This is a genomic window from Megasphaera jansseni (assembly GCF_047974155.1).
Taxonomy (GTDB): domain Bacteria; phylum Bacillota; class Negativicutes; order Veillonellales; family Megasphaeraceae; genus Megasphaera.
In genome coordinates, this window is the sequence record NZ_JBHYRR010000028.1 from 1 (window position 1) to 22187 (window position 22187).

Annotated in this window: 16 protein-coding genes, 1 tRNA gene and 1 other annotated feature; of the genes, 7 read left to right on the forward strand and 10 right to left on the reverse strand. The window is 53.8% G+C overall.

What is annotated here, in order from left to right; translation table 11 throughout:
- Positions 1–2 precede the first annotated feature (2 nt).
- The 4 genes from ACE418_RS10455 to ACE418_RS10470 form a co-directional block, all read right to left on the reverse strand.
- A tRNA-Gly gene (locus tag ACE418_RS10455) sits at positions 3–74 on the reverse strand.
- Positions 75–383: 309 nt separating this feature from the next.
- Entirely contained in the window at positions 384–1259 is an 876-nt protein-coding gene (gene larC / locus ACE418_RS10460; RefSeq protein WP_416450558.1) for a nickel pincer cofactor biosynthesis protein LarC, read from the reverse strand.
- Between the two features lie 12 nt (positions 1260–1271).
- Complete coding sequence (locus ACE418_RS10465) at positions 1272–2273, reverse strand: nicotinate-nucleotide--dimethylbenzimidazole phosphoribosyltransferase (protein ID WP_416450559.1); 1002 nt, start codon at positions 2271–2273, stop codon at positions 1272–1274.
- A gap of 328 nt (positions 2274–2601) precedes the next feature.
- Positions 2602–3699 (reverse strand): iron-containing alcohol dehydrogenase family protein, encoded by a 1098-nt coding sequence (locus ACE418_RS10470; RefSeq protein WP_416450560.1) that lies wholly within the window; start codon positions 3697–3699, stop codon positions 2602–2604.
- A 435-nt stretch (positions 3700–4134) separates the two neighbouring features.
- Here ACE418_RS10470 and ACE418_RS10475 point away from each other — a divergent pair, with 435 nt between their 5' ends.
- From ACE418_RS10475 to ACE418_RS10505, 7 genes are all read left to right on the forward strand, one after another.
- Complete coding sequence (locus ACE418_RS10475; protein WP_416450561.1) at positions 4135–6012, forward strand: carbon starvation CstA family protein; 1878 nt, start codon at positions 4135–4137, stop codon at positions 6010–6012.
- Positions 6013–6486: 474 nt separating this feature from the next.
- Positions 6487–8364, forward strand: a complete 1878-nt coding sequence (locus ACE418_RS10480) for a carbon starvation CstA family protein (protein ID WP_416450562.1) — start codon at positions 6487–6489, stop codon at positions 8362–8364.
- 324 nt (positions 8365–8688) lie between these two features.
- Positions 8689–8930: a binding site (T-box leader), on the forward strand.
- A gap of 93 nt (positions 8931–9023) precedes the next feature.
- On the forward strand, positions 9024–10034 hold the full coding sequence (gene ilvC / locus ACE418_RS10485; protein ID WP_416450563.1) for a ketol-acid reductoisomerase: 1011 nt from the start codon (positions 9024–9026) through the stop codon (positions 10032–10034).
- Positions 10035–10144: 110 nt separating this feature from the next.
- A complete protein-coding gene (ilvB, locus tag ACE418_RS10490) occupies positions 10145–11842 on the forward strand; it encodes a biosynthetic-type acetolactate synthase large subunit (protein ID WP_416450589.1) in 1698 nt (565 codons plus the stop codon).
- Positions 11842–12345: an acetolactate synthase small subunit gene (ilvN, locus tag ACE418_RS10495; RefSeq protein ID WP_292297011.1), complete on the forward strand. Its 504-nt coding sequence runs from the start codon at positions 11842–11844 to the stop codon at positions 12343–12345. Before ilvB ends, ilvN begins: the two co-directional genes overlap by 1 nt.
- A gap of 335 nt (positions 12346–12680) precedes the next feature.
- Positions 12681–14006 (forward strand): hypothetical protein, encoded by a 1326-nt coding sequence (locus tag ACE418_RS10500; protein WP_416450565.1) that lies wholly within the window; start codon positions 12681–12683, stop codon positions 14004–14006.
- Positions 14007–14015: 9 nt separating this feature from the next.
- On the forward strand, positions 14016–15371 hold the full coding sequence (locus ACE418_RS10505) for a sensor histidine kinase (RefSeq protein WP_416450566.1): 1356 nt from the start codon (positions 14016–14018) through the stop codon (positions 15369–15371).
- On the opposite strand, the gene ACE418_RS10510 is transcribed toward ACE418_RS10505, so the two are convergent.
- From ACE418_RS10510 to ACE418_RS10535, 6 genes are all read right to left on the reverse strand, one after another.
- Positions 15368–16267 carry a radical SAM protein gene (locus tag ACE418_RS10510; protein WP_416450567.1) on the reverse strand — a complete coding sequence of 300 codons (900 nt, stop codon included), beginning with the start codon at positions 16265–16267 and terminating at the stop codon, positions 15368–15370. The two genes, ACE418_RS10505 and ACE418_RS10510, sit on opposite strands and share 4 nt — an antisense overlap.
- A gap of 13 nt (positions 16268–16280) precedes the next feature.
- Complete coding sequence (locus tag ACE418_RS10515; RefSeq protein ID WP_416450568.1) at positions 16281–17675, reverse strand: FAD-binding oxidoreductase; 1395 nt, start codon at positions 17673–17675, stop codon at positions 16281–16283.
- Positions 17676–17689: 14 nt separating this feature from the next.
- Positions 17690–18424, reverse strand: coding sequence for a LytR/AlgR family response regulator transcription factor (locus ACE418_RS10520; protein WP_416450569.1), 735 nt, complete (start codon positions 18422–18424; stop codon positions 17690–17692).
- A 276-nt stretch (positions 18425–18700) separates the two neighbouring features.
- The gene (locus tag ACE418_RS10525) at positions 18701–19981 is read right to left on the reverse strand and encodes a DUF445 domain-containing protein (protein ID WP_416450570.1); all 1281 of its coding nucleotides are present in this window, start codon (positions 19979–19981) and stop codon (positions 18701–18703) included.
- On the reverse strand, positions 19978–21252 hold the full coding sequence (locus ACE418_RS10530; RefSeq protein WP_292300345.1) for a DUF445 domain-containing protein: 1275 nt from the start codon (positions 21250–21252) through the stop codon (positions 19978–19980). The genes ACE418_RS10525 and ACE418_RS10530 overlap by 4 nt, the downstream gene beginning before the upstream one ends.
- Positions 21253–21261: 9 nt before the next feature.
- Positions 21262–21960, reverse strand: coding sequence for an MBL fold metallo-hydrolase (locus ACE418_RS10535; RefSeq protein ID WP_416450571.1), 699 nt, complete (start codon positions 21958–21960; stop codon positions 21262–21264).
- Positions 21961–22187: the final 227 nt, after the last annotated feature.

A 22187-nucleotide genomic window follows, 5' to 3' on the forward strand; every position in this document is an offset into this window, starting at 1 on the left:
GGAGCGGAAAACGAGACTCGAACTCGCGACCCCCACCTTGGCAAGGTGATGCTCTACCACTGAGCTACTTCCGCATGACGACTTTTTAAGTATATCACATCGGGATTGATATGTCAACGCTGTATTCCGGCGGGCCTTGCGCCCGTCACAGTGCTTAATTATAATACCATGACGTATGAGATTTGTCAAGAAAAAAAATTACTGGCCGCATATGCGGCCAGTAATTTTAAGTTGTTAGTGGCTAGGGGTTAGCGGATGGTTTTAAATTTAAAGCAATCTTCTGCAAACTACAAACTCCGTACTGCCAAACTATAAAGCAAAAGGGCCGCGCATGATGGCACCCCCATTCATGCGACAATTCCCCACGATGAACGACGAACGACCTACGAAATCGCTTCCGCCTGGCCGATGAAGCCGCGGACGACGTTGGGGATAGTCAGGTCTTTCGTTCCGGCCCCATAAGCTACGGTATCGTAGACGAAATCCTTCGGACGGACACCGGCATGAGCCAGGACTTTGACCAGGGCAGCGCCGGTCGGCGTGACCAGTTCGCCCTTTATGTCCGTCGCATACCAGGGAATCCCGGCCAGGAGTTCGGCCGTCGCCGGTGCCGGAACGGGCATGATGCCGTGAGCACAGCGGACAAAACCGCTTCCGGCATGGATGGACGACGTGGCAATCTGTTCGATGCCCAGGTATTTCAGGCACCAGATTGTGCCGACGATATCCAGGATGCAATCGATGGCGCCGACTTCATGGAAATGGATTTGGTCGACCGGCACGCCGTGCACCTTGGCTTCGGCTTCTGCCAGGGCCTGGAAGACGGCCAGGCTCTTAGCCTTGATATCATCCTCGATAGGAGCACTTTCAATGATCTTGGTAATTTCCGGAAGGCCCCGGTGCTGATGGTGATGATGATGGCCCGTCGTATCGACGAGATGGCCTTGACCAGCCGCCCCTTCCGTATGATGTTCATGGTATTCATGGTGTTCATGGTGTTCGTGGTGTTCGTGGTGTTCGTGGTGTTCGTGGCCTTCATGCTCATGGTGTCCATGGCCTTCCGATTCGAGAAGGACATTATAATAGATAGATTGGATACCCAGCTTATTGACGCTGCGGCACACCATATCATAACCCGCCAGGTTCAACGAGGCCATGGCCTGCTTGAAGGCTTCAAAAGGGACGCCGGCCTGGATGAGCATGCCGATGAACATATTGCCGCTGATACCGGAAAAACAATCGAGATATAAGGTTTTCATGGAAATCACTCCTTACTTTAAGTTTTCATTCATCATCTGGACCGATGCGTCGAGCATGGTCAGGCCCATCGCCGACCCCATGCCCTGGTCGAGGTTCTGGTCCAGTTCGACGAAGGGCTTGAGGCCCAGCTTCTTCATCTGCATCTGATGGACCGGTTCTAGATAGCGCGCCGAAGCGCAGACGTAATCAGCAATCGTCGGGCATAAGGCGCGGGCGATGAGGACAGCTGAACCGGTGACAGCATTGTCGAAGACGACGAGCAGCTTGCGCTGCGCTGCCGATAAGATGAAGCCGACCATGGCGGCAATATCCGGAGCCCCGGCACGGCGCAGGAGATCCAGCGGATCGGCGGCGTCGAAATGGCGCTGGTCGATGACTTTTTTCAATTTCTCCAATTTCTGGCCGGACTTCATGTGTTCCGGCAGTTCTTCCAGCTGGTCCCGGAAAAAGACAGACGTCAGAATGAAGGCCGTCAGCAGTCCCCGTTCGCCAAGGTTCCCCAATCCCACAGCCGTATAGCCTTCATCGGCCAGGTTCTGACCGATCTGCAGGCCGCTGAAGAGGGCATCCATCATTTCATCTTCGCTCATGGCATCCTGACGGGCCCAGAAATGGCTGCCGTGCATGACTTTTAAATTCTGTACCCCCTGCGATTCCGGGATGTCCTCTTCCAATCCCATATCGAGCAGCATGACGCCAGCACCGATGCGATGTGCCACCTTATTGATAGGCCCCCGGCCGGTAGCGATTTCCAGGGCGTCGGCCTTACTGTTCTTGCCCTTGGTCTTATTTTCTCCACCATCGACGGCATGGTCTGCCGCAAAGACGACGATGGCTTTCTGTAATTTTTCCGGATGCAGCGTTCCCTGTACACCGGCAATACGGCCGGCCAGATAGGACAACTTGCTGTCCTGGCGTATGGTCAGACTGGCCAGGCGCTGGTAACACGCTGCCGTCTTTGCCAAATCCATCGGTTCGATGGCCTGGATGACTTGTTCTAATACTTGGTCCATAATCTCCTCCGTGAAAGATTCGAAAAGGGCTTGTCGCAAGACGACAAGCCCTTTTCAGTTGTTAGCAGTTAGTGATTAGCAGTTAGCAGATGGATATTTTTCTGTCAACCATACCCTCTGTACTACAAATCATTGTCTTGTATAAAGTTTATTATACACGAAAAAGCCAGTTATCGCTATATCATGGCGTTCATCGTTCATCGAAGCACTGATAACTGCGGCCTGCGAACCGCGAACTGCGGCCCTTTATCATGACGTTCATCGTAGTTCGTTCATCGTTCATCGAATCACTTCGACCAACGAACTACGACCAACGGCCTTTAAGGCATTATAACGAACGGCCAAATGCATCGGCGTCCATGATGGCTTTTTTGAAGGCTTCTTTGGTCATCGGTTCGGGGACGCAGGTCCATTCGGTCAGGGCCGGAGCGGCATCGACGATGGAGTCGACTTCGTCAGCCTTGATGTCGAGGTCAGCCAGGGTCGTCGGATAATGGCATTTCTTATAGAGAGCCGCTACCTGGTCGCGCAGTTCAAACTGTTTGTCATAGGTCAGCAGGACCAGGACACCAAAGGAAACGGTTTCACCGTGGAGATGGCCTTCGACGACTTGCGGAAGGACCGTCGATGCGTTGTAGAACATATGGGCCAGGGACGAGTTGTAATAGTATTCGCTGCCACCCGTCGTACAGTTGGAAACGAGACCGGTGCTGATGATGATATCCAGGACGACCTGCTGCAGGGCATAGGTGATTTTCTTGGCCTTGAAATCGTCTAAAGCCTGTTCGCCATACTGCAAGAGCGGCGCCGTGCAAGCTTTGCCGATAGCCCGGCCGAGGAGGACCGTGTGGAAGTGTTCTGCCGTGCGGCTGGCCAATTCCGATTCACATTCCTTGCTCATGGCATCGCCAATACCGGCCCAGAAGAATTTAAAGGGCGAGTCAGCAATGATGGCCATATTGATGAAAGTATGGACAGGCGGCTGGTCGAGGTAGTAGTAGCCGGCAAAGGACTTATCCGCTTTGTACATAACAGCCAGGGCCGTCGACGGAGCACAGTTGGAAGCCAGTGTCGGGAAAGCGAACAGCGCCTTGTCAGCACGATCGGCAACGACTTTACACGTATCGATGGCACGGCCGCCGCCGACGGCAAAGACGAGGTCGGCATCCTGGACGGCCTGTTCACGGAGCAGGCGGTCGACGTGTTCATACGTCGCATCGTCACCGTACCAGAGCACGCCGAGGACTTCCAGATCCGTTTTCGCAATGGCATCGAGAAGCGGCTGTTTCGCTTTTTCCAGAGCCGTCTTGCCGCCGATGATGACGACTTTTTTGCCAAAATGCCGAGTAATCTTTCCGATGGCATCATAAGCATGGACGCCAATGGTAAAAGCCGGAAGGACCAGGGTATAGTCAGTTTGAGACATAGTAAAAAACCTCCTGTTATAATGGAAAAAGATGAGTTCAAAAGCTATAGCCATTATAGCATCGTCCACTGTCCGTGGCTAGGGTAAAAGGTTTAACTTTTTTCATTTTCAATACCTATGAAAAATCGCTATGTTGACATTTATTTATATGACTTTAAGTAATTATATCGTTTATTTAGTATGTAAATTAAACGTTTATCACTATATATAGTATGAAAACGCTTACTATAACAAATTGTAATTTGATAATAGATTTTGCATCATAGTTGCCAGGTGTGCTATGTCCTGTGTACATCTTGCAATTCAGGAAAAGTGCTCTATAATAAGGGAGCGTGATGTAGTGTACACCATTTCCAAGCGTTGTACGTTGGTATCATTTTGTTTCATACGGAAAGGGTTGCACACATACTATTTTACAAAGGAGGTTCTTTTTGTATGAACGGTTTGTATCTCGTTATTATTTCAGCATTAGTGTTCGTACTGGCTTACCGTTTTTACGGCGCTTTCATTGCCGCAAAAGTCTTGACGCTGAACCAGTACAAAGTCACACCGGCATTCCGCTTTGAAGACGGTCATGACTACGTACCGACCAACAAGTACGTCGTCTTCGGCCATCACTTCGCAGCTATCGCTGGTGCGGGCCCGCTCGTCGGCCCGGTCATCGCCGCCCAGTTCGGTTATCTGCCCGGCGCATTATGGATTCTCATCGGTGGGGTTCTCGCCGGTGCTGTCCATGACATGGTCATCCTCTTCTGCTCCATGCGTTACGATGGCAAGTCCATCGCCGAAATCGCAAAAGCACAGATTGGCCAGAAGACAGGCGTAGCTACTTCTTTCGCCGTCCTCTTCCTGAATATCCTCTGCATGGCTGGTATGGCCGTCGTCATTGCGAACGCATTGGCTAACAGCCCGTGGGGCACATTCACCATCGGCATGACCATTCCTATCGCTATCTTCATCGGTATCTACATGCAGTTCCTGCGTCCTGGCAAGATTAAAGAAGGCACCATCATCGGCGTCATCCTCACCTTGCTGGCCGTTGTCGTTGGTCCGGCCGTCCAGGCTTCGCCGGTCTTAGGGCCCATATTCACCATCAGCCATAACGGCATCTGCATCGCCCTGATCATCTACGGCTTCATCGCCGCAGCCCTTCCGGTATGGCTCCTCCTGGCACCGCGTGATTACCTTTCCACGTACATGAAAATCGGTACTATCGGTGCCCTGGCTCTCGGCATCCTCATCGTAGGCCCGCAGATCCAGATGCCGGCAACGACGCAGTTCTGCGCTGGCGGCGGTCCGGTCATTACCGGTGCAGTCCTTCCGTATATCTTCGTCACCATCGCCTGCGGTGCTGTTTCTGGCTTCCATTCCATGATTTCCACTGGCACGACGCCGAAGATGCTCATGAACGAACGCTCCATCCTGCCTGTCGGCTATGGTGCTATGGTTACTGAATCCTTCGTCGCTATGATGGCGCTGATTGCAGCCTGCGCCCTCGTACCGAACGATTACTTCGCTATCAACTCTTCGGCTGCTCATTTCCAGGCCCTGGGCATCCAGGTCGTCGACCTGCCGCATTTGAACGAAATGGTCGGTGAAAACGTCGCTCATCGTCCGGGCGGTGCTGTTTCCCTGGCTGTCGGCATGGCTTACATCTTCTCGAACCTGCCTGGTCTCGACCACCTCATGAACTACTGGTATCACTTCTGCATCATGTTTGAAGCCCTCTTCATCATGACCATCATCGATGCCGGTACTCGTGTCGGCCGTTACATGCTCCAGGAACTCGTCGGCCACGTATGGCCGAAATTCGGTGACCCGAACTGGAAACCGGGTGCTATCCTGGCATCGGCTTTGATCTGCGCCGCATGGGGTTACCTCGTATTGAACGGCAACTTGTCCACGATTTGGCCGATTTTCGGTGTATCCAACCAGCTGTTGGCTATCATCGCACTCTCCATTTCGTCGGTTGTCATCTGCTCCATGGGCAAAGCCCGTTACCTCTGGGTTACTGGCCTTCCCTGGGCTTTCCTGATGGTCATGATTTTCTGGGCCGACTTCCTGAACATCTTTGAAATCTATCTGCCGAAAGGCGAATGGACGATGTTCACAGTCTCCATCATCATGGCTGTCCTGGTCATCATCGTAGCCGTCGGTGCTATCCGTAGATGCATCTACCTGGCTAAGACCGTACCGGCTAACTACGATACGACAGAAACTGTCGAAGCAGAAGAACTCAAACATCTCCAGGAACTCGTTAAGACCGATAAAGTCGCTCAGCGTTTCCAGGAATTGACTATTGCTCATCACTAAGAGCGGGTAAAAAAGGCTTGTCGCCTAGGCGGCAAGCCTTTTTTCTGTAGGGGCGACCACGTGGGGCGCCCGTTCACGCAAATCGGTTCATGGATATTCTACATATCCCCAGCGGGCTCGCCACGTGCGAGTCCCTACAGGCCACGAATCACGAGCCACTGTCAATAATGCACAAGGTGCATTATTGACCATTGATAATATACTCAAAATGCTCTTTACGCAAGGAAAATCACTATTTTATAACGTTTTATTATTTTTATCATGATTTTATTTCATGCTGTTTTTGTAATCTTTACTATAAGTAACTTGAATTTTTCTCTCCTTTAGCCTATAGTAAGTGTATAAGTACAGTGTATACTTTATTTCTCGTGCGATACACAATTCATATTACACCAATAAGAAATAAGTATAGCTTCGGATCCGTGGGAAGTAGAGTAACCCTACACGACAACTTTATAAAGGAGGGATTGTTTTATGAATGGCTTGTATTTAGTTATCATCTCTGCATTAGTATTCGTACTAGCTTACCGTTTCTATGGCGCTTTCATTGCTGCCAAAGTATTGACGGTCAACCAGTACAAGGTCACGCCGGCCTTCCGCTTTGAAGACGGCCACGACTACGTACCGACCAACAAGTACGTCGTCTTTGGCCATCATTTCGCCGCTATCGCCGGTGCCGGCCCGCTCGTAGGCCCGGTCATTGCCGCTCAGTTCGGTTATCTGCCCGGTGCCTTGTGGATCCTCATCGGCGGCGTCCTCGCCGGTGCCGTCCACGACATGGTCATCCTCTTCTGCTCCATGCGTTACGATGGCAAATCCATCGCTGAAATCGCAAAAGCCCAGATTGGCGACAAGACCGGCCTGGCCACGTCCTTTGCCGTCCTGTTCCTCAACATCCTGGCTATGGCCGGGATGGCCGTCGTCATCGTCAACGCCCTGCACGACAGCCCCTGGGGTACCTTCACCATCGGCATGACCATCCCTATCGCTCTTTTCATCGGTGTTTATATGCAGTTCCTGCGCCCTGGCCGCATTAAAGAAGGCACCATCATCGGTGTCGCCCTGACCTTGCTGGCCGTCATCCTCGGCCCGGCCGTCCAGGCATCGCCGACCTTGGCTCCGCTGTTCACCATCAGCCCTAAGGGGATTTCCATCGCCCTCATCATCTACGGCTTCGTAGCCGCTGCCCTTCCGGTATGGCTGCTGCTGGCTCCGCGTGATTACCTCTCGACGTACATGAAAATCGGGACTATCGGCGCCCTGGCCATTGGCATCCTCATCGTCGGACCGGCTGTCCAGATGCCGGCCATTACCCAGTTCTGCGCGGGCGGCGGTCCGGTCATCACCGGCCCTGTCCTGCCGTACATCTTCATCACTATTGCCTGCGGGGCTGTCTCCGGCTTCCATTGCATGATTTCCACCGGCACGACGCCGAAGATGCTCATGAACGAACGCTCTATCCTGCCCGTCGGCTACGGCGCTATGCTGACCGAATCCTTCGTCGGCATGATGGCTTTGATTGCAGCCTGCTCGCTCGTACCGAATGACTACTTCGCCATCAACTCGTCGGCTGAACATTTCCAGGCCCTGGGCATCCAGGTCGTCGATCTGCCGCAGCTGAACGAAATGGTCGGTGAAAACGTCGCCCATCGTCCGGGCGGTGCTGTTTCCCTGGCTGTCGGCATGGCCTTCATCTTCTCCAACATCCCCGGTCTCGACCACCTCATGAACTACTGGTATCACTTCTGCATCATGTTTGAAGCCCTCTTCATCATGACGATTATTGATGCCGGTACCCGTGTCGGCCGTTACATGCTCCAGGAACTCGTCGGCCGCGTATGGCCGAAGTTCGGCGATCCCCATTGGCTGCCCGGCGCTATCATCGCCTCGGCTCTGATCTCCGGTGCATGGGGTTACATCGTCCTCCAAGGGAACTTGTCCACCATCTGGCCTATCTTCGGGGTATCCAACCAGCTGCTGGCCATCATCACCCTGGCTATTTCTACCGTTGTCATCTGTGCCATGGGTAAAGCCCGCTTCGCCTGGGTTACGGTTATCCCCTGGGTTTTCCTGACTGTCGTCATCTTCTGGGCCGATTACCTCAACATGTTCAACATCTACTGGCCTAAACAGGAATGGCTCCTGTTCGTCGTATCGGCCATCATGGCAATCCTGGTCATCATCGTCAGCATCTCCTCCATCAGAAGATGCCTGTACCTGGCTAAGACCGTACCGCCCAGCTACGATACGACCGAAACCGTAGAAGCTGAAGAATTGAAACACCTGGAAGAACTCATCAAGACCGACCCGGTCGCCAAACGCTTCAAAGAACTTACTGTAGATCATCATTAGGGAAAAGGCTTGTCGCACAGCGGCAAGCCTTTTTTGTAGGGGCGCCACGTGGGGCGCCCGCTCGCGCAAACCGACATCGGGATTCCCATATATATCGGGCGGGCTCGTGGTTCGTAGCTAGGGACTAGGGACTAGGGGCTAGGGGCTAGCTACCAACCCCTAACCCCTAACTGCTAATCCCTAACCCCTAAAACGTCCTACCTAATCATTTAACGTTTAACTTAATTTTATTTTAAAAATTTACGGCAAAATAGCTTGACATGAGCCAGCAAATTGCGTACAATGTGTTCATGCTTCAGGAAACACACAGGAAGCAACATATTAGTAAATCTAATGACGAGAGAAAGTAGTCTGGGTCATTGCTTTTCAGAGAGCTGGCGGCCGGTGCGAGCCAGTACGATGATACGGATGAAGCTCCTCTCCGAAGATCGACGCTGAATCTCATTAGGCGCCGACGGCATTTCACCGTTACCAGAAACGCGTATGTTGGTACGTTGTAGAGAGTCCGGCTGCAGTAATGCACCGGGAATCAGGGTGGTATCGCGGAATTACACTCCGTCCCTTACAGAAGGGGCGGAGTTTTTTTGTTGGCCTCTTTTGACAAATCTCTAAATCCCAACGATAAAATTTTTATTTTATTACAAAGGAGATATGTTATCATGGCAAAAGTATTTTATGATCAGGATGTAAACTGGGATGTAATGAAAGGCAAAAAAGTCGCAATCATCGGTTATGGCAGCCAGGGCCATGCCCATGCGTTGAACCTCAAAGACAGCGGCATCGACGTCGTCGTCGGCTTGTATGAAGGCAGTAAATCCATCGCTAAAGCCCAGGCAGCCGGCCTTGAAGTTAAATCTGTTCCTGAAGCTGTTAAAGAAGCCGATATCACGATGATCTTGATTCCGGACGAAAAACAGGCTGACGTCTATGCAAAAGAAATCGCTCCCAACTTGAAAGACGGCAGCGCCCTTGCTTTTGCTCATGGTTTCAACGTTCACTTCAAACAGATCGTTCCTCCTTCGACGGTCGACGTCTTCATGGTCGCTCCGAAAGGCCCGGGCCACCTCGTACGCCGTACTTTCACCGAAGGCGGCGGTGTTCCTGACGTATTCGCAGTCGAACAGGATGCTACTGGCAAAGCCTTCGACATCGCTTTGGCTTATGCCCGCGGCATCGGCGGCACTCGTGCCGGCGTCATCCAGACGACTTTCCAGGAAGAAACGGAAACCGACCTCTTCGGCGAACAGGCAGTCCTCTGCGGCGGCATCTGCCAGTTGATCACCAATGGTTTTGAAACCCTTTGCGAAGCAGGTTACCAGCCGGAAATCGCTTACTTTGAAACCTTCCATGAAATGAAATTGATCGTCGACCTCATGTATGAAGGCGGCATGGCCAAGATGCGTAAATCCATCAGCGATACCGCTGAATACGGCGACTACACAGCCGGCCCGCGCGTCATCACTCAGGATTCCAAGAAAGCCATGAAAGACGTCTTGACTGACATCCAGACCGGTGCTTTCGCCAAAGATTGGCTCCTCGAAAACAAAGCTGGCGGCCGCGCTCACTTCCTCGCTATGCGCCGTCAGCACGCCGAACATCCGATTGAAAAAGTCGGCGCAAAACTCCGCGACATGATGCCGTGGCTCCACAACAACGACCAGAACGATTAATTAATATCCGTTCATCGCAAGCCGTTCGTCGTTCATCGAAAAGGATGATGAATGGCCGCTTCGATGAACGAACTACAACAAACGATGAACGATACAAGAGGTGAATGATGATGAAAATGACAGGTGCAAGGGCTGTGCTGGAATGTTTGAAACGGGAAGGCGTCGACGTCGTCTTCGGGTATCCCGGAGGGGCTATCCTACCGCTATACGAAGAAATGTATAAAGACCATTTCCGGCACATCCTTACCGGTCATGAACAGGGAGCGGTCCACGCTGCCGATGGCTACGCCCGCGTTACCGGCCGGCCTGGCGTCTGTATCGCCACATCCGGGCCGGGGATCTGCAATATGGTTACGGGCATCGCCACGGCCAATATGGATTCCATCCCCATGGTCATCATCAGCGGCCAGGTCCCGACGGGTCTCATCGGCCGCGATTCTTTTCAGGAAGCCGATATTTCCGGCATTACGTCGCCCATTACCAAGCACAACTACCTGGTAAAGAACGCCGCTTCTATCCCGCGCGTCCTGAAAGAAGCCTTTTACATCGCATCGACAGGCCGGCCCGGTCCGGTCCTGGTCGATATTGCCAAAGACGCCCTGGAAGCCGAAATCTATTTCCAGTATCCCGATAAAGTCCACCTGCCGGGCTACGTCGTCGAAACGACCGGGCAGGCCTACGATATCGACCGGGCTGTCGCCATGATCCAGCACAGCCAGAAACCGGTCTTCCTCGTCGGCGGCGGTGTCATCCTGTCAGAAACGACGAAGTATCTGAAAGACATCGTCGATACGACGAAGATTCCCGTCGTCACGACGCTCATGGGCAAAGGGGCCATCCCCGATTCCCACGAACTCCATCTCGGTATGGGCGGGATGCACGGCTCTTATGCATCGAACAAAGCCATCTCAGGCTGCGACCTGCTCATCGCCCTGGGAGCCCGCTTCGACGAACGCCTGACCAGCAACGCCGATACGTTCGCTCCCAATGCCCAGATCATCCATTTTGAAATCGATGACGTCGAAATCGACAAGATCATCGACATCGACTTAGGGATCAAAGGCGACCTCCGCTGGTCCCTGCCCATCTTCGCCAAAAAGCTGAAAGAAAAGGCCTTCCATTACGAGGCCGCTTTCGCTGATTGGCGTCATGAGGTCCTGGCCATGAAGCAGGACCACCCCTTCGCGACGCCGCCGCGTCCAGGCTGCATTTCACCCCAGTCAATCTTTGCCGCCGTCCGGGACATCACCCGTGATGACGACACCGTAGCCATTACCGACGTCGGTCAGCATCAGATGTGGGCGGCCCAATTCTTCACGACTGATGAGCCGAAACATTTCATTTCTTCCGGTGGTCTGGGCACGATGGGCTTCGGCCTGCCGGCTGCCCTCGGTGCCAAAATAGCCTGTCCCGAAAAAACAGTCGTCGTCTTTTCCGGCGACGGCAGTATCCTCATGAACTGCCAGGAATTCGCGACCTTGTCGGAATACGGCATCGACGTAAAAGTCATCGTCTTACACAACGATACACTGGGAATGATCGTCCAGCTCCAGGATTTCTTTTATAATCGCCATTATTCACAATGTACCTTGAATAAGCGCAAAAACCTGCCCATGCTCGCCGAATCGCTGGGTGTCAAGGGATACGGCATCGAAAAACAAGACGATTTAATCCCCGTCCTGAAAGAGGCCTTCGCCCATAAAGGGCCGGCCCTGGTCGATATCCGCATCTCGCCGGAAGAACGGGTATACCCGACAGTTCCCGGCGGCAAAGCATTGAGTGATATGATTTTAGGAGGTGACGCCTGATGAGAAAACAGCATCTGGCTATCTTGTCCGATAATAAACCGGGCGTACTGACACACATTGCCGGACTGATCAGCCGCAAGGCCATCAACATCGAATCGTTGACAGCCGGCTATACGGAAGAACAGGATGTAACGCGTTTCAACATCGTCATCAGCATCGAAGACGATAAGGAATTGAAACAGACCATCAGCCAGCTGGCCAAACTCATCGACGTCATCAAAATCGTCAACCTCGATGAAGCGCCCTTCATCAGCTACGAACTGGCTATGATCAAGGTCCGCTACGACACGCCGCAAGTCCGCGACGAGCTGGCCAGCCTGGCCAATTTGTTCCACGCCAAAGTCGTCGATGTCAATCTGAATTCACTCATCCTCCGCGTCACGGGACGCGAAGACCACGTCAATGCTCTCATCAAAGTATTGTCACCCTATGAAATATTGGAAATCGCCCGGACCGGGACCATTTCCCTCTCACGAGGACTCGTACCCGTCAAGGCGATGTAAAAAAGAGGCTGTCGCATCGCGACAGCCCCTTTTTTTCTGTAGGGGCGCCCACGTGGGGCGCCCGTCCACGCAAATCGACCACGGAATGCTTACATATACCCGGCGGGCTCGCCCTCTACAGTGGTCCGTTTCAGCAACCGTCAGGCCATTCCTTGTAGTCATGGCCTGACGGGCTGAAAAGGCACGTGCGAGCCCCTACAAACTCCGTACTACAAACTATAAAGCAAAAGGGCCTCGCATGATGGCAGAAATATCCGTGTGTGTCTCTCTCGGCAAATAGGCTATAATTATGCTATAATAAATTATATTATATTTGAGGAAATGGAGTGAGGCGCATGGCAGCTATGGTCTTGACGACGGCTTGTTTTTTGCTGTCTATTCTGCCTCCGACGTGTATACAGTATCTCGCTTTCCGGCTGATTTTACAGGAGCCGCAGAAGACCCGCGTACGGCATAGTTACCTGGTCATTTACGTCATAGAAATCGTCCTCTTCATGGCTATCTTTCAGTTCGGCTGGCTGGAGTTCCGCTTCTTATCCTATAAGAAACTGCTCATGGCCTATTGGATCCCCTACTTCCTTGTATTTTCCTTTCTCGCCCGGCCTTATGCCTATCAGAACATCTTTGTCGCCGGCATGCAGGGCATCTGTACGACGACCTTCCACGTCCTGGCGATGAACCTGGTCCTGCTCTTTGTGCCGCGCAGTGACTTCTTTACCTATCTGCCCATCCATCTGGTACTGTATACGGCTTTGTATGTCCTCTTTTCCCCGCTGCTGCTGACTTTCTTCGACCGCCTCTTCCTGAAATACCGCTCGCTCCCATTACTGGCTTTTTGGAAATACTGCGCCTGGCTGCCCATCCTGCTGAGCATGTACTCTGGATTCTTATCCCTCAAAGACGGCCCGCTGTCCCAGGACTATCTCCTTCCCCGCATCTTCCACGCCTCGTCGGGCATCTTCATTGCCCTCATCATTTACATGGGCACCAAACTCATTGCCCAGCAGGTCGACTTACAGCGCCGGAATCATCTGCTCGCCGCCCAGATGAATGCCTTGAGCAACTATACGAGCCTCTTGCAGGACGCCCAGAAACGCATGTCCATCTTCCGCCACGACAGCCGCCATCAGCTGCTCTTATTATCGGAGCTCATCCATCAGGGTGACGATAAAGCAGCCCTGTCCTTCTTAAAGACCATAGATACGGAATTGACCCAGACCCAGCTTCAACAGTGGACAAAAAACCAAGCCATCAATACGGCTATTACGCCAGAGCTGGAAACACTGAAACAAGACGGAGTGAATATCATGGCCGATCTGCCGTTCCCCGTCTCCCTTCCCTTTGAAATCGCCTTAGGAGACCTTTTAGCCAAGGCCCTCAAAAGTTCAGAACAAGTCCTCCAGTCCCTGCCGAAAGACCAGCGCCTGCTCATCATCGGAACGTCGCCCATACACGGCGGCCTGCTGGTCTTCATCAAACATGCCGTATCGCCGGACATTCCGGACGATAAAAATGACCTGCTCCAGGAAGAACCGTACAGCCAGTTCGTACCTGAACTGAATACGTTTTCCCAGGCCTATGACGCGACGTTCCGCTATGACCTGCATGAACACCTGGCCAGCCTGTATTTGACGATTCCCTATCGGATTGATTGGAAGTGACATTCAGCTATGCTTTACGACATCGTGACCGTTTTTCTGATGACGACGGCCCTTTTGCCGCCGGCTATCCTCCAGTATTACGCCTTCGAGCCCTTGCTGAAGCATCGGCAGAAAGTCCTCGTCCTGGGCGGATATGCCGTCTTGTACCTCATGGAACTCATCTTTTTTCTCTATATGTTCGTCTGGGGTCCCTGGGAACACAGCTTCATCTTGTACAAAAAAATCTTCGTCATCGCCTGGATTCCCCATTTCCTCTGGGCTGTCGTGACTATCCGGCCTTATTTGTTCCGTCATCTCTACGTCTTTTCCGTCCGCGCGGCCTGTACCATCTTTGTCCACACCCTGCTGGCCCTGATCCTGCTGGCCATCTTTCACGGCGACAGCTCCCGGCCGGCCCTGTCAGCGGCCATCTATCCGGCTCAATGGCTGTTCTATATCGTCTGTTACATGGCCCTCATGCCCATGCTGCGCCGTTATTTCAACGAAGTCTTCGTGAAATACCGCCATCTGACGACGCACCGCTATTGGAAGTACATCAGCATGCTGCCGCTCTGCCTGCTGCTGGACATGTACTTCATCATGGCCCAATCGGACGTCCTCATCATGGACCAGATGCTCCTGCCCCGCAGCATCCTGCTCCTGGCTTTGATCATCATCGCCCAGAGCATCCGCACGGGCCTCCGTCAGACCGACCAGGCCCTGAAGATGTATGAACGGACGGAAAATATGACGGCCCAGATCGAAGCCAGCCGCGATTATACCCATTCCCTGCTGGAATCGCAGGAGCAGATGAAGGCGATTTACGCCAAAAGAAAGGCCTATCTGGATAAGCTGGAACAACTCATTTCGTCCCATCAGTCCCAAAAGGCCCTGCAAGTCATCGAGGAAATCGGTACCGAGCTGAATCAGACCAAGCGCAGGCAGTATTGCCAGAATCCCCTGGTCAACGCCGCCTTGTCGACGTATCTGACCAAAGCCGAAGCCCTGCACATGCCCATTACGGTCAAAGCCGTCATTCCCAAAGAAAACGCAGCCCTCAGCTCTGACCTGGCCATCGTCTTATCGAACCTCATCGAAAACGCCATCCATGCCAGCGAAAAGCAGCCCGACAGCCACCGCGCCCTGTCCCTGCTGACCATCTGCCAGGGTGACATTCTCAGTATCCTGGTCAAGAACCGCTTCGACGGGACGGTCGCCCTCGATGAAGACGGTCTGCCGACGACAAAGGCCAAAGGCCATGGCATCGGCATGAAATCACTGAGCCGCTTCCGCGACACCTATGACGCCAGCGTCCTCTGCACCTGTGAAGACGGCTGGTTCTCGACCTATATCCGCGTCCCCTGGGGCGAAGGCAGCCCGTCTTAGACGACGCCCGTACCGTCGAAAGCCGGGATGAAGGCGTCGCTGGCACTGTCCTTTTCCTGGACAAAGCCATCTTCAATGCCACTGTCGAAGAGATACTGTTCGGCTTCGTCGTACTCTTCGTCTGACAAGGGCCGGTTGATTTCGGGGTATTCCCCGGCCCGGCCGCAGGGCACATACTGACGCATTAAACTGAATAAGACCTGGCCGTCATCGAAATGGTCCCGCACCCAATCGATGACGGCTTTCGTGTTGTCCACACAGCCCGGCAGGATGAGGTGGCGGATGACGACGCCTTTCTGAAGGATGCCATCGTCGTCCATTTCGTAAGGGCCGACCTGGTCGTACATGCGCAGGATAGCTTCTGTTGCGACTTGCGGATAGTCTTCGGCCGCACTGTAGCGCTTGGCCAGCTTCGGGTCGAGGTATTTCAAATCGGGCAGATAAATCTGTACCTTGCCCTTGAAATCGTCAATCGTCTCCTGCGATTCATAACCGCCGCAGTTGTAGACGACAGGCACCGGCAGGGGGTCGGCCAGGCTCGCTAAGATGGCCTGTTTATACGGCGTCGGCGTGACCAGGTTGATATTATGTGCCCCCTGGGCGATGAGCCGGCCGTAAATTTCCCGCAGCTTATCCACCGTAATGGGCACGCCCGTCCCACCCATGGAAATGGTCGCGTTCTGACAAAAACAACAGCGCAGGTTGCAGCCTGTGAAAAAGACAGCTCCAGACCCGCGGCTGCCGCTGATACAGGGTTCTTCCCACTGATGCAGGGCCGCCCTGGCTACGACAGGCTGGAGCGGGCTGTGGCAAAAGCCGGGCATCTTTTTTTCATCCCAAAAGGCTGCGCGGACGACGCCGCAGCGGCGGGGACAGTCATTACAATAAGTTTCCATACTTTTCTATACCTCAGTCAAAAATTTTTCCGGGATTCAGGATATTCTTCGGGTCCCAGGCCTGCTTTACAGCCTTCATCAAGGCCAGTTCCACCGGATCCGTATACTTGGCGAACAGGGCCTTGCGGGCCTGACCGATGCCGTGTTCGCCGGAAATGGCGCCTCCCAGCTCATAAGCCGCCTGGCAGGCCTTATCTTCAAAGGCGGCGACTTTCTGCTTTTCATCTGCTTCATCGGCGAAGCCCCTGCGCAGAACATCGAGATGGATATTGCCGTCGCCGGCATGGCTGACACCGCGGAAGACGACCCCCAGCTGCCGGCCTAACACTTTCAACTGCTCCATAAAGGGCAGGAGCTGGTCCGGCGGGACGACAAAGTCTTCCATAGCCGCGACAGGACAATCGGCAGCCGAAGCCTCTGTAAAAGCCTTGCGGGCTTTCCACACTTTATCGGCATCGGCCATGAAGACATCGACAGCGCCCAGGCGGCGGCAGACTTCATCGACAGTGACGCAGTCATCATCGAGCGTTTCCTCCCGCGAGCTGTCGAGCTGGATGATCATGTAAGCACCGCCAGTCGGACAGGGCTGTTTTTCTTTGAGCCAGGTCTGGACGACATCGATGACATCGTAATCCATGAATTCCAGGCACGTCGGCGTAATCCCGGCCTTGGGCAGGGCCGTGACTAAAGCCAGCGCCCTTTCCGGCGATGGAAAGACCGCCAGTACGTGAGCTGTCGCCTTGGGCAGGGGCACGAGCTTCAAGGTCAGCTGGGTGATGATGCCCAAAGTCCCTTCGGAGCCGATGACGATTTTTTCCAGCGGATAGCCGGCCGTCATCTTGTGCAGCCGCTTGCCGAGCCGGGCAATCTGTCCGGTCGGCGTGACGACTTCGATGGCGTAGATCTGGTCCCGCGTCGTTCCGTATTTGACGGCCCGGTTGCCGCCGGCATTGGTCGCCCCATTGCCACCGATACAGCAGCAGTCGCCGCTGCAGGGGTCACCGGCATAGAGGAGCCCCCGCCTGCGGGCTTCTTCTTGGATCCGCGCCGTAATGACGCCGGCCTCGACGACCATGTACATGGCCTCTTCATTGATTTCCACAATGCGGTCCATCCGTTCCGTACTGACCATGATGCCGCCGCGGCGGTCAGCGACGGCACCCCCTTCCAGGCCGGTCCCGGTCCCCCTGGGGATGATGGGGATGACGGCGTCGTTAGCCAGGCGGACGACAGCTGCCAACTCTTCGGCCGACGCCGGCAGGACGACGGCATCGGGCAGACAGGCAGCCCCCGTCCCTTCATCCTGTCCATAAGGGATCCGTTTCCCTTCATCGGTCCAGACATATTTAGCTCCGACGATGGCTTCTAAGGCCGCGACGACGTCTGGTGTTACGTGATTATACTCCATGACTCACTTCTTTCTCAGGCCTCCTGCCCGAAGATAAATTTCAAATAACTTTCCTGGAACTGACGGTATTTCCGCTTGGCCAGAGGAATCTTATGGCCCTGGATCTCGATGTAATCGCTCTTGATAACGCGGATTGCCGACTGATTGACGATGTAGCCTTTCCCGGGCGATACGAACTGGCCCGGTGCCATAGCCTCCAGCGTATCCAAAAGGCTCGCCAGGGACTGCCGCGTTTCCAGTACCGAGTGGTCTGCCGTGTAGACCTGCTGGATGTGGCCATTGCTTTCAACATAGAGGATAGCATTGATTTCCTCGACCTGGATACCACCGCCGACGAGGCGGAAGATCATCTTGCCGCTGTGGCGCTGGCGGATGCTTTCCATGACCCGGTCCATGGCCTGGTCGAACTCTTTCTGCGTAAAGGGCTTGACCAGGTAATGGGCGGCCCGGACGGCAAAAGCTTCGACGGCGAATTCCTCACTCGTCGACAAGAAGACGATTTCGGCCCGGCTCTTCTGTTTGCGCATCTCGGCGGCAATGTCCGTCCCCAGCAGGCCGGGCATGCAGATATCCAGCAGGACGATATCGAAATTCCCTTTCTTTTCAAAAGCATCGACAAAATCCATGGCATTATTACAGGCAAAAACTTCTATCGGTTCCTTTTTATCGCGGAAATACTGTTGGACGGCTTTTTCAATGAGGTCCAACTGTTCCTGTAAATCATCACAAATTGCAATTCGTACCATCATGACGCCCCCTTCAATAAACGAGTATTCTACAAGTTTATTATATCACCAGATTCGTCTCAAGCCGTCCGATATATCACGAAACAGCGTATTTTTGACGCGTATAGACGTTCGCAGGGGCCAGGCGGCCTGCCAATGGATGAAGTAGGGGCGCCCACGTGGGGCGCCCGTCAGCATATACAGGAATCCCGTTATCACCACTTGGCGTGAGCGGGCTCGCCACGTGCGAGCCCCTACAAAAAAGGGACTGTCACACATGCGACAGCCCCTTTTCCTCCACTACAGCACGAGGCCCCGCAGGAGCGGTACGATCGTGAACTGGTACAATTTCAAAAAACCGAAGACACAGATACCGATGGATGCGCCGACGATGGCCCCGTTGATACGGATCCAGGCCAGGTCTTCGCCGACCTTGCTTTCCAGGAACTGGTTGAACCGCTTCTTGTCGAAGCCCGACAAGACGTCGCGGACAGCGACGGCGATGAGCGAGTGTTCGTGTTCCAGGATGACGTTGCAGGCCCGGCGTATCTGTTCATCGAGCCAGTCTTTGATTTCCGGATAGGACCGGCAGTATTCCAGGTAATGGATGAACTGTTCTTCCAATAAATCCTTCAGTTCTTCCTTGCCCTGGTCTCCTTTGGTGAAATAGTCCTTGGCCGAGTTCTGCGTCGCCGTCAGCCACTGCTCGATGGGCAGGGAGTCGACGAACTGGTCCTGCCAGTTCTGGACCCCAAAGGCCAGCTGGCCGTTCATCGAATAAAGGAAGAGTTCCAGTTTGCGGCACAGCCATTCGCGCTGCTCCCCTTCGGCATGTTCCCACTGGTCGAGCCATTCGACGATGCCCAGCTTGATGTCACGGGCGATCTTATGGGTATCGACAATGCCCAGGACCTTGGTCAGGGTAATGCTGGACATGGATGAATGCTGCGATTCTTCGCGCCACTGGAGGATGAGTTTTTCCAGGAGACTGTCGAAGTCATCGCTGTTGACCAGTTCCCGCACCAGGCCGATGGCATCATTGAACATGTTGCTGTTCGGATCTTCCAGGAGGGAAATGAGGCGGTCCTGGAAAAAGCTGACCAGAGGCTGCTGTTTCAGGTACTTGCGGATATGCGAGGCAATGGATGCCTGAGTCCCGCCCTTCTGGGCGTAGCGGTAAGCCCGCTGAGCTACTTCATAGAGGACGCTGCGGAACTTTTCCCGGCCGTTCGGGCCGCGCAGCCAGCCGACGAGCTTGTCGATGAAGGAAATCTGATAGAGCTTATCCTGCCACATATTCGGCTGGAGCAGCTTTTCGGAAATGATTTTGGTCATGCTGTCGATGATTTGGTCGCGATGACGATAGAGCAGTTCCGTATGATACGGGAAGCCCAAGGGCTTTTCAAAGAGCGCCGTAACGGCGAACCAGTCGGCAATGCTGCCGATGAGGGCCGATTGGATGACGAAGAACAGCAGTTCTTCCCAGACCGAGACGTCATGCGTATACCACCAGAGGAAAATGGCGATGAAGCAGACGAAAGACAGGCCTAAAATCGTATTGGCACGCTGTCTGTATGTCATAAGATAGCCCCTCCCTTCACGGCGTACATGACCAGGTAAATGACGGCACCCAGGATGGCGCCGACGAGCGAACCGTTGACGCGGATCATCTGCAGGTCATACCAGACACTGTTTTCCAACTGTTCTGCCAGGTAGTTGCCGTCGTATTTCAGGATTTCCTGTTCCGCTGTCTTGCCGAACCAGACCTGGAGGCGCTTCAATTCACGGGCCACAAAGGCCAGGGCCTGGCGGTTCATGTGTTCCACCTGGTCCGGGCTCTGGCGCCACGATTCCAGTTTATTGATGACGTAGTTAGCTGCAACCTTGCAGACCCGCTTCTGCCGTTCCGGGTCCTGGACGTAGCGCTGCCAGGCTTCTTTCGTATCCGGCCGCGTGACCAGGCTGTTGTACATGCGGTTCTTATAGCTGTCGATGCGCTGGCGCCATTCGTCGTTGAATTCGATTTTTTCCGTCTGTTTCCACAAATAGCGCAGGGCCTGCTGGCGCTGGAGGGAATTGTCTTCCTTGGCTTCGGCTAAAAGATCCAGGCATTTCGTCTGCAAAAGGCCGGCGACGTGGTCCGGCTGGAAGACTTCCATCTTCAAAGCCGCCTTGATAGCCCAGCCGAGGAAGATATTATGCTTGGCGTACTGGCGCAGGGAAGCTTCGTAGATTTCACCGACATAGCGCTTCATCGTTTCGCTGCGCACGAGGTCTTCCAGGTTGAGGATCATGAAATCGAGGAAATCCTTCCCCGATTCACCGCGCAGGCCGATCTTGATGGCCTTGCTCATGATCGGTGCCAGGTCGACCTTCTCGATAGCCTGGCCGCCGATGCCGGCAAAAGCCTTGACGACGGTCTTCATATCGATGGTATACAAGAACGTATTGAGAATCTGACCGAAGACGCGTTCTGCCGACTGGAAGCCCTTTTCCGTATGGAGATAATCCAATGTCGCGCCCAGGATGGGATGATGTTTGAGGACGTTGTACATATTGGAAACGGTCAGGATTTCATATTCGATCATATGCCGGGCCATTTCGGCAATGCGTTCCTTACTATTCGGGATGAGGGCCGTCTTGAAGGAAATGCCCAGAGGCCGGCGGAACAGGGCCGTTACCGCATACCAGTCTGCCAGGCCGCCGATGAGGGCCGCGCCAGCCAGATGGGTCAGCAGTCCGCCAACAAAAAAGTCTTGGAAGGGGTACGCCAGAAGCAGGAGAACTGCCGCCGTAATCAGGATATAATTGGCAATCTGGCTGCGTCTGCCCCCGTGTGTATTACTTGCCATAATACCTCCTTACTGCCCGCCGATGACGACGTCGTCGCCATCATGCTGGGGAATCCACAAGGGCACGTCCGGATAGGCCTGTTTAAAAGCCGCCGACGGCGTCCAGGGCGTACCGAAATAATGCATGGGGATGAGGCATTTCGTGACCGAAACGTCTTTCAGGAAGCCCGTGACGCCCCATTCGCGGGCGCCTTCCAGGCGGGCGTCGACAGGGAAAAAGACGATGTCGACGGTCTTCCCGGCAAGGTGTTTCATTTCCCGGTCAAAGTTGCCCTTGGCTTCGGCATTGTTTTCATCCGTATCGCCGAGCCAATGCCACCAGTTCAAGTCTCCGGCATGGAAAATCTTCAAGCCGTCCGTTTCCACCAGGAAAGACCCGCCTTCATCGGTCGAGCCGTACTGAGTCACGGTCGTATCACCTAAAGGCAGCGTTTCGTACAACTTCATGGCATGGAACCGGTCTGCCGGGATATCCTTGAGGCGCACGTCTTCATTGACGATGTACTGGGCACCGCCAAACTGACCGATGCTGCGGTTGAAATGGTCTTCATGCCAATGGCTGACAAAGAACCACAACGGCTTCCTGCCGACCTGGCTGTAAGCCTTGACCGTTCCCGATGGATCCTTGTAGTAATCAAAGACCAGCACCTTGGAATCCGTCTCGACGGCAAAGCCGCTGTGATTCAGAAAGGTAATCTGTATGCTCATATAATAAACCTCCTTATCGGTTGATTGATCGCTATTGCATACTTTTTATTATACCATATATGCGCCGCCCGTGTACATGTTGCGGCACCAACGGTGCCGCAGCAGTTAGCCCTTAGCGGTTAGCAGTTAGTGTCTGATAGCGTTTTTCAGACACTAACCCCTAATCCCTAACTGCCAGTCCCTAAATAAAAAGACTGCCGCACAGTGATTGTGCGACAGTCCTTTGC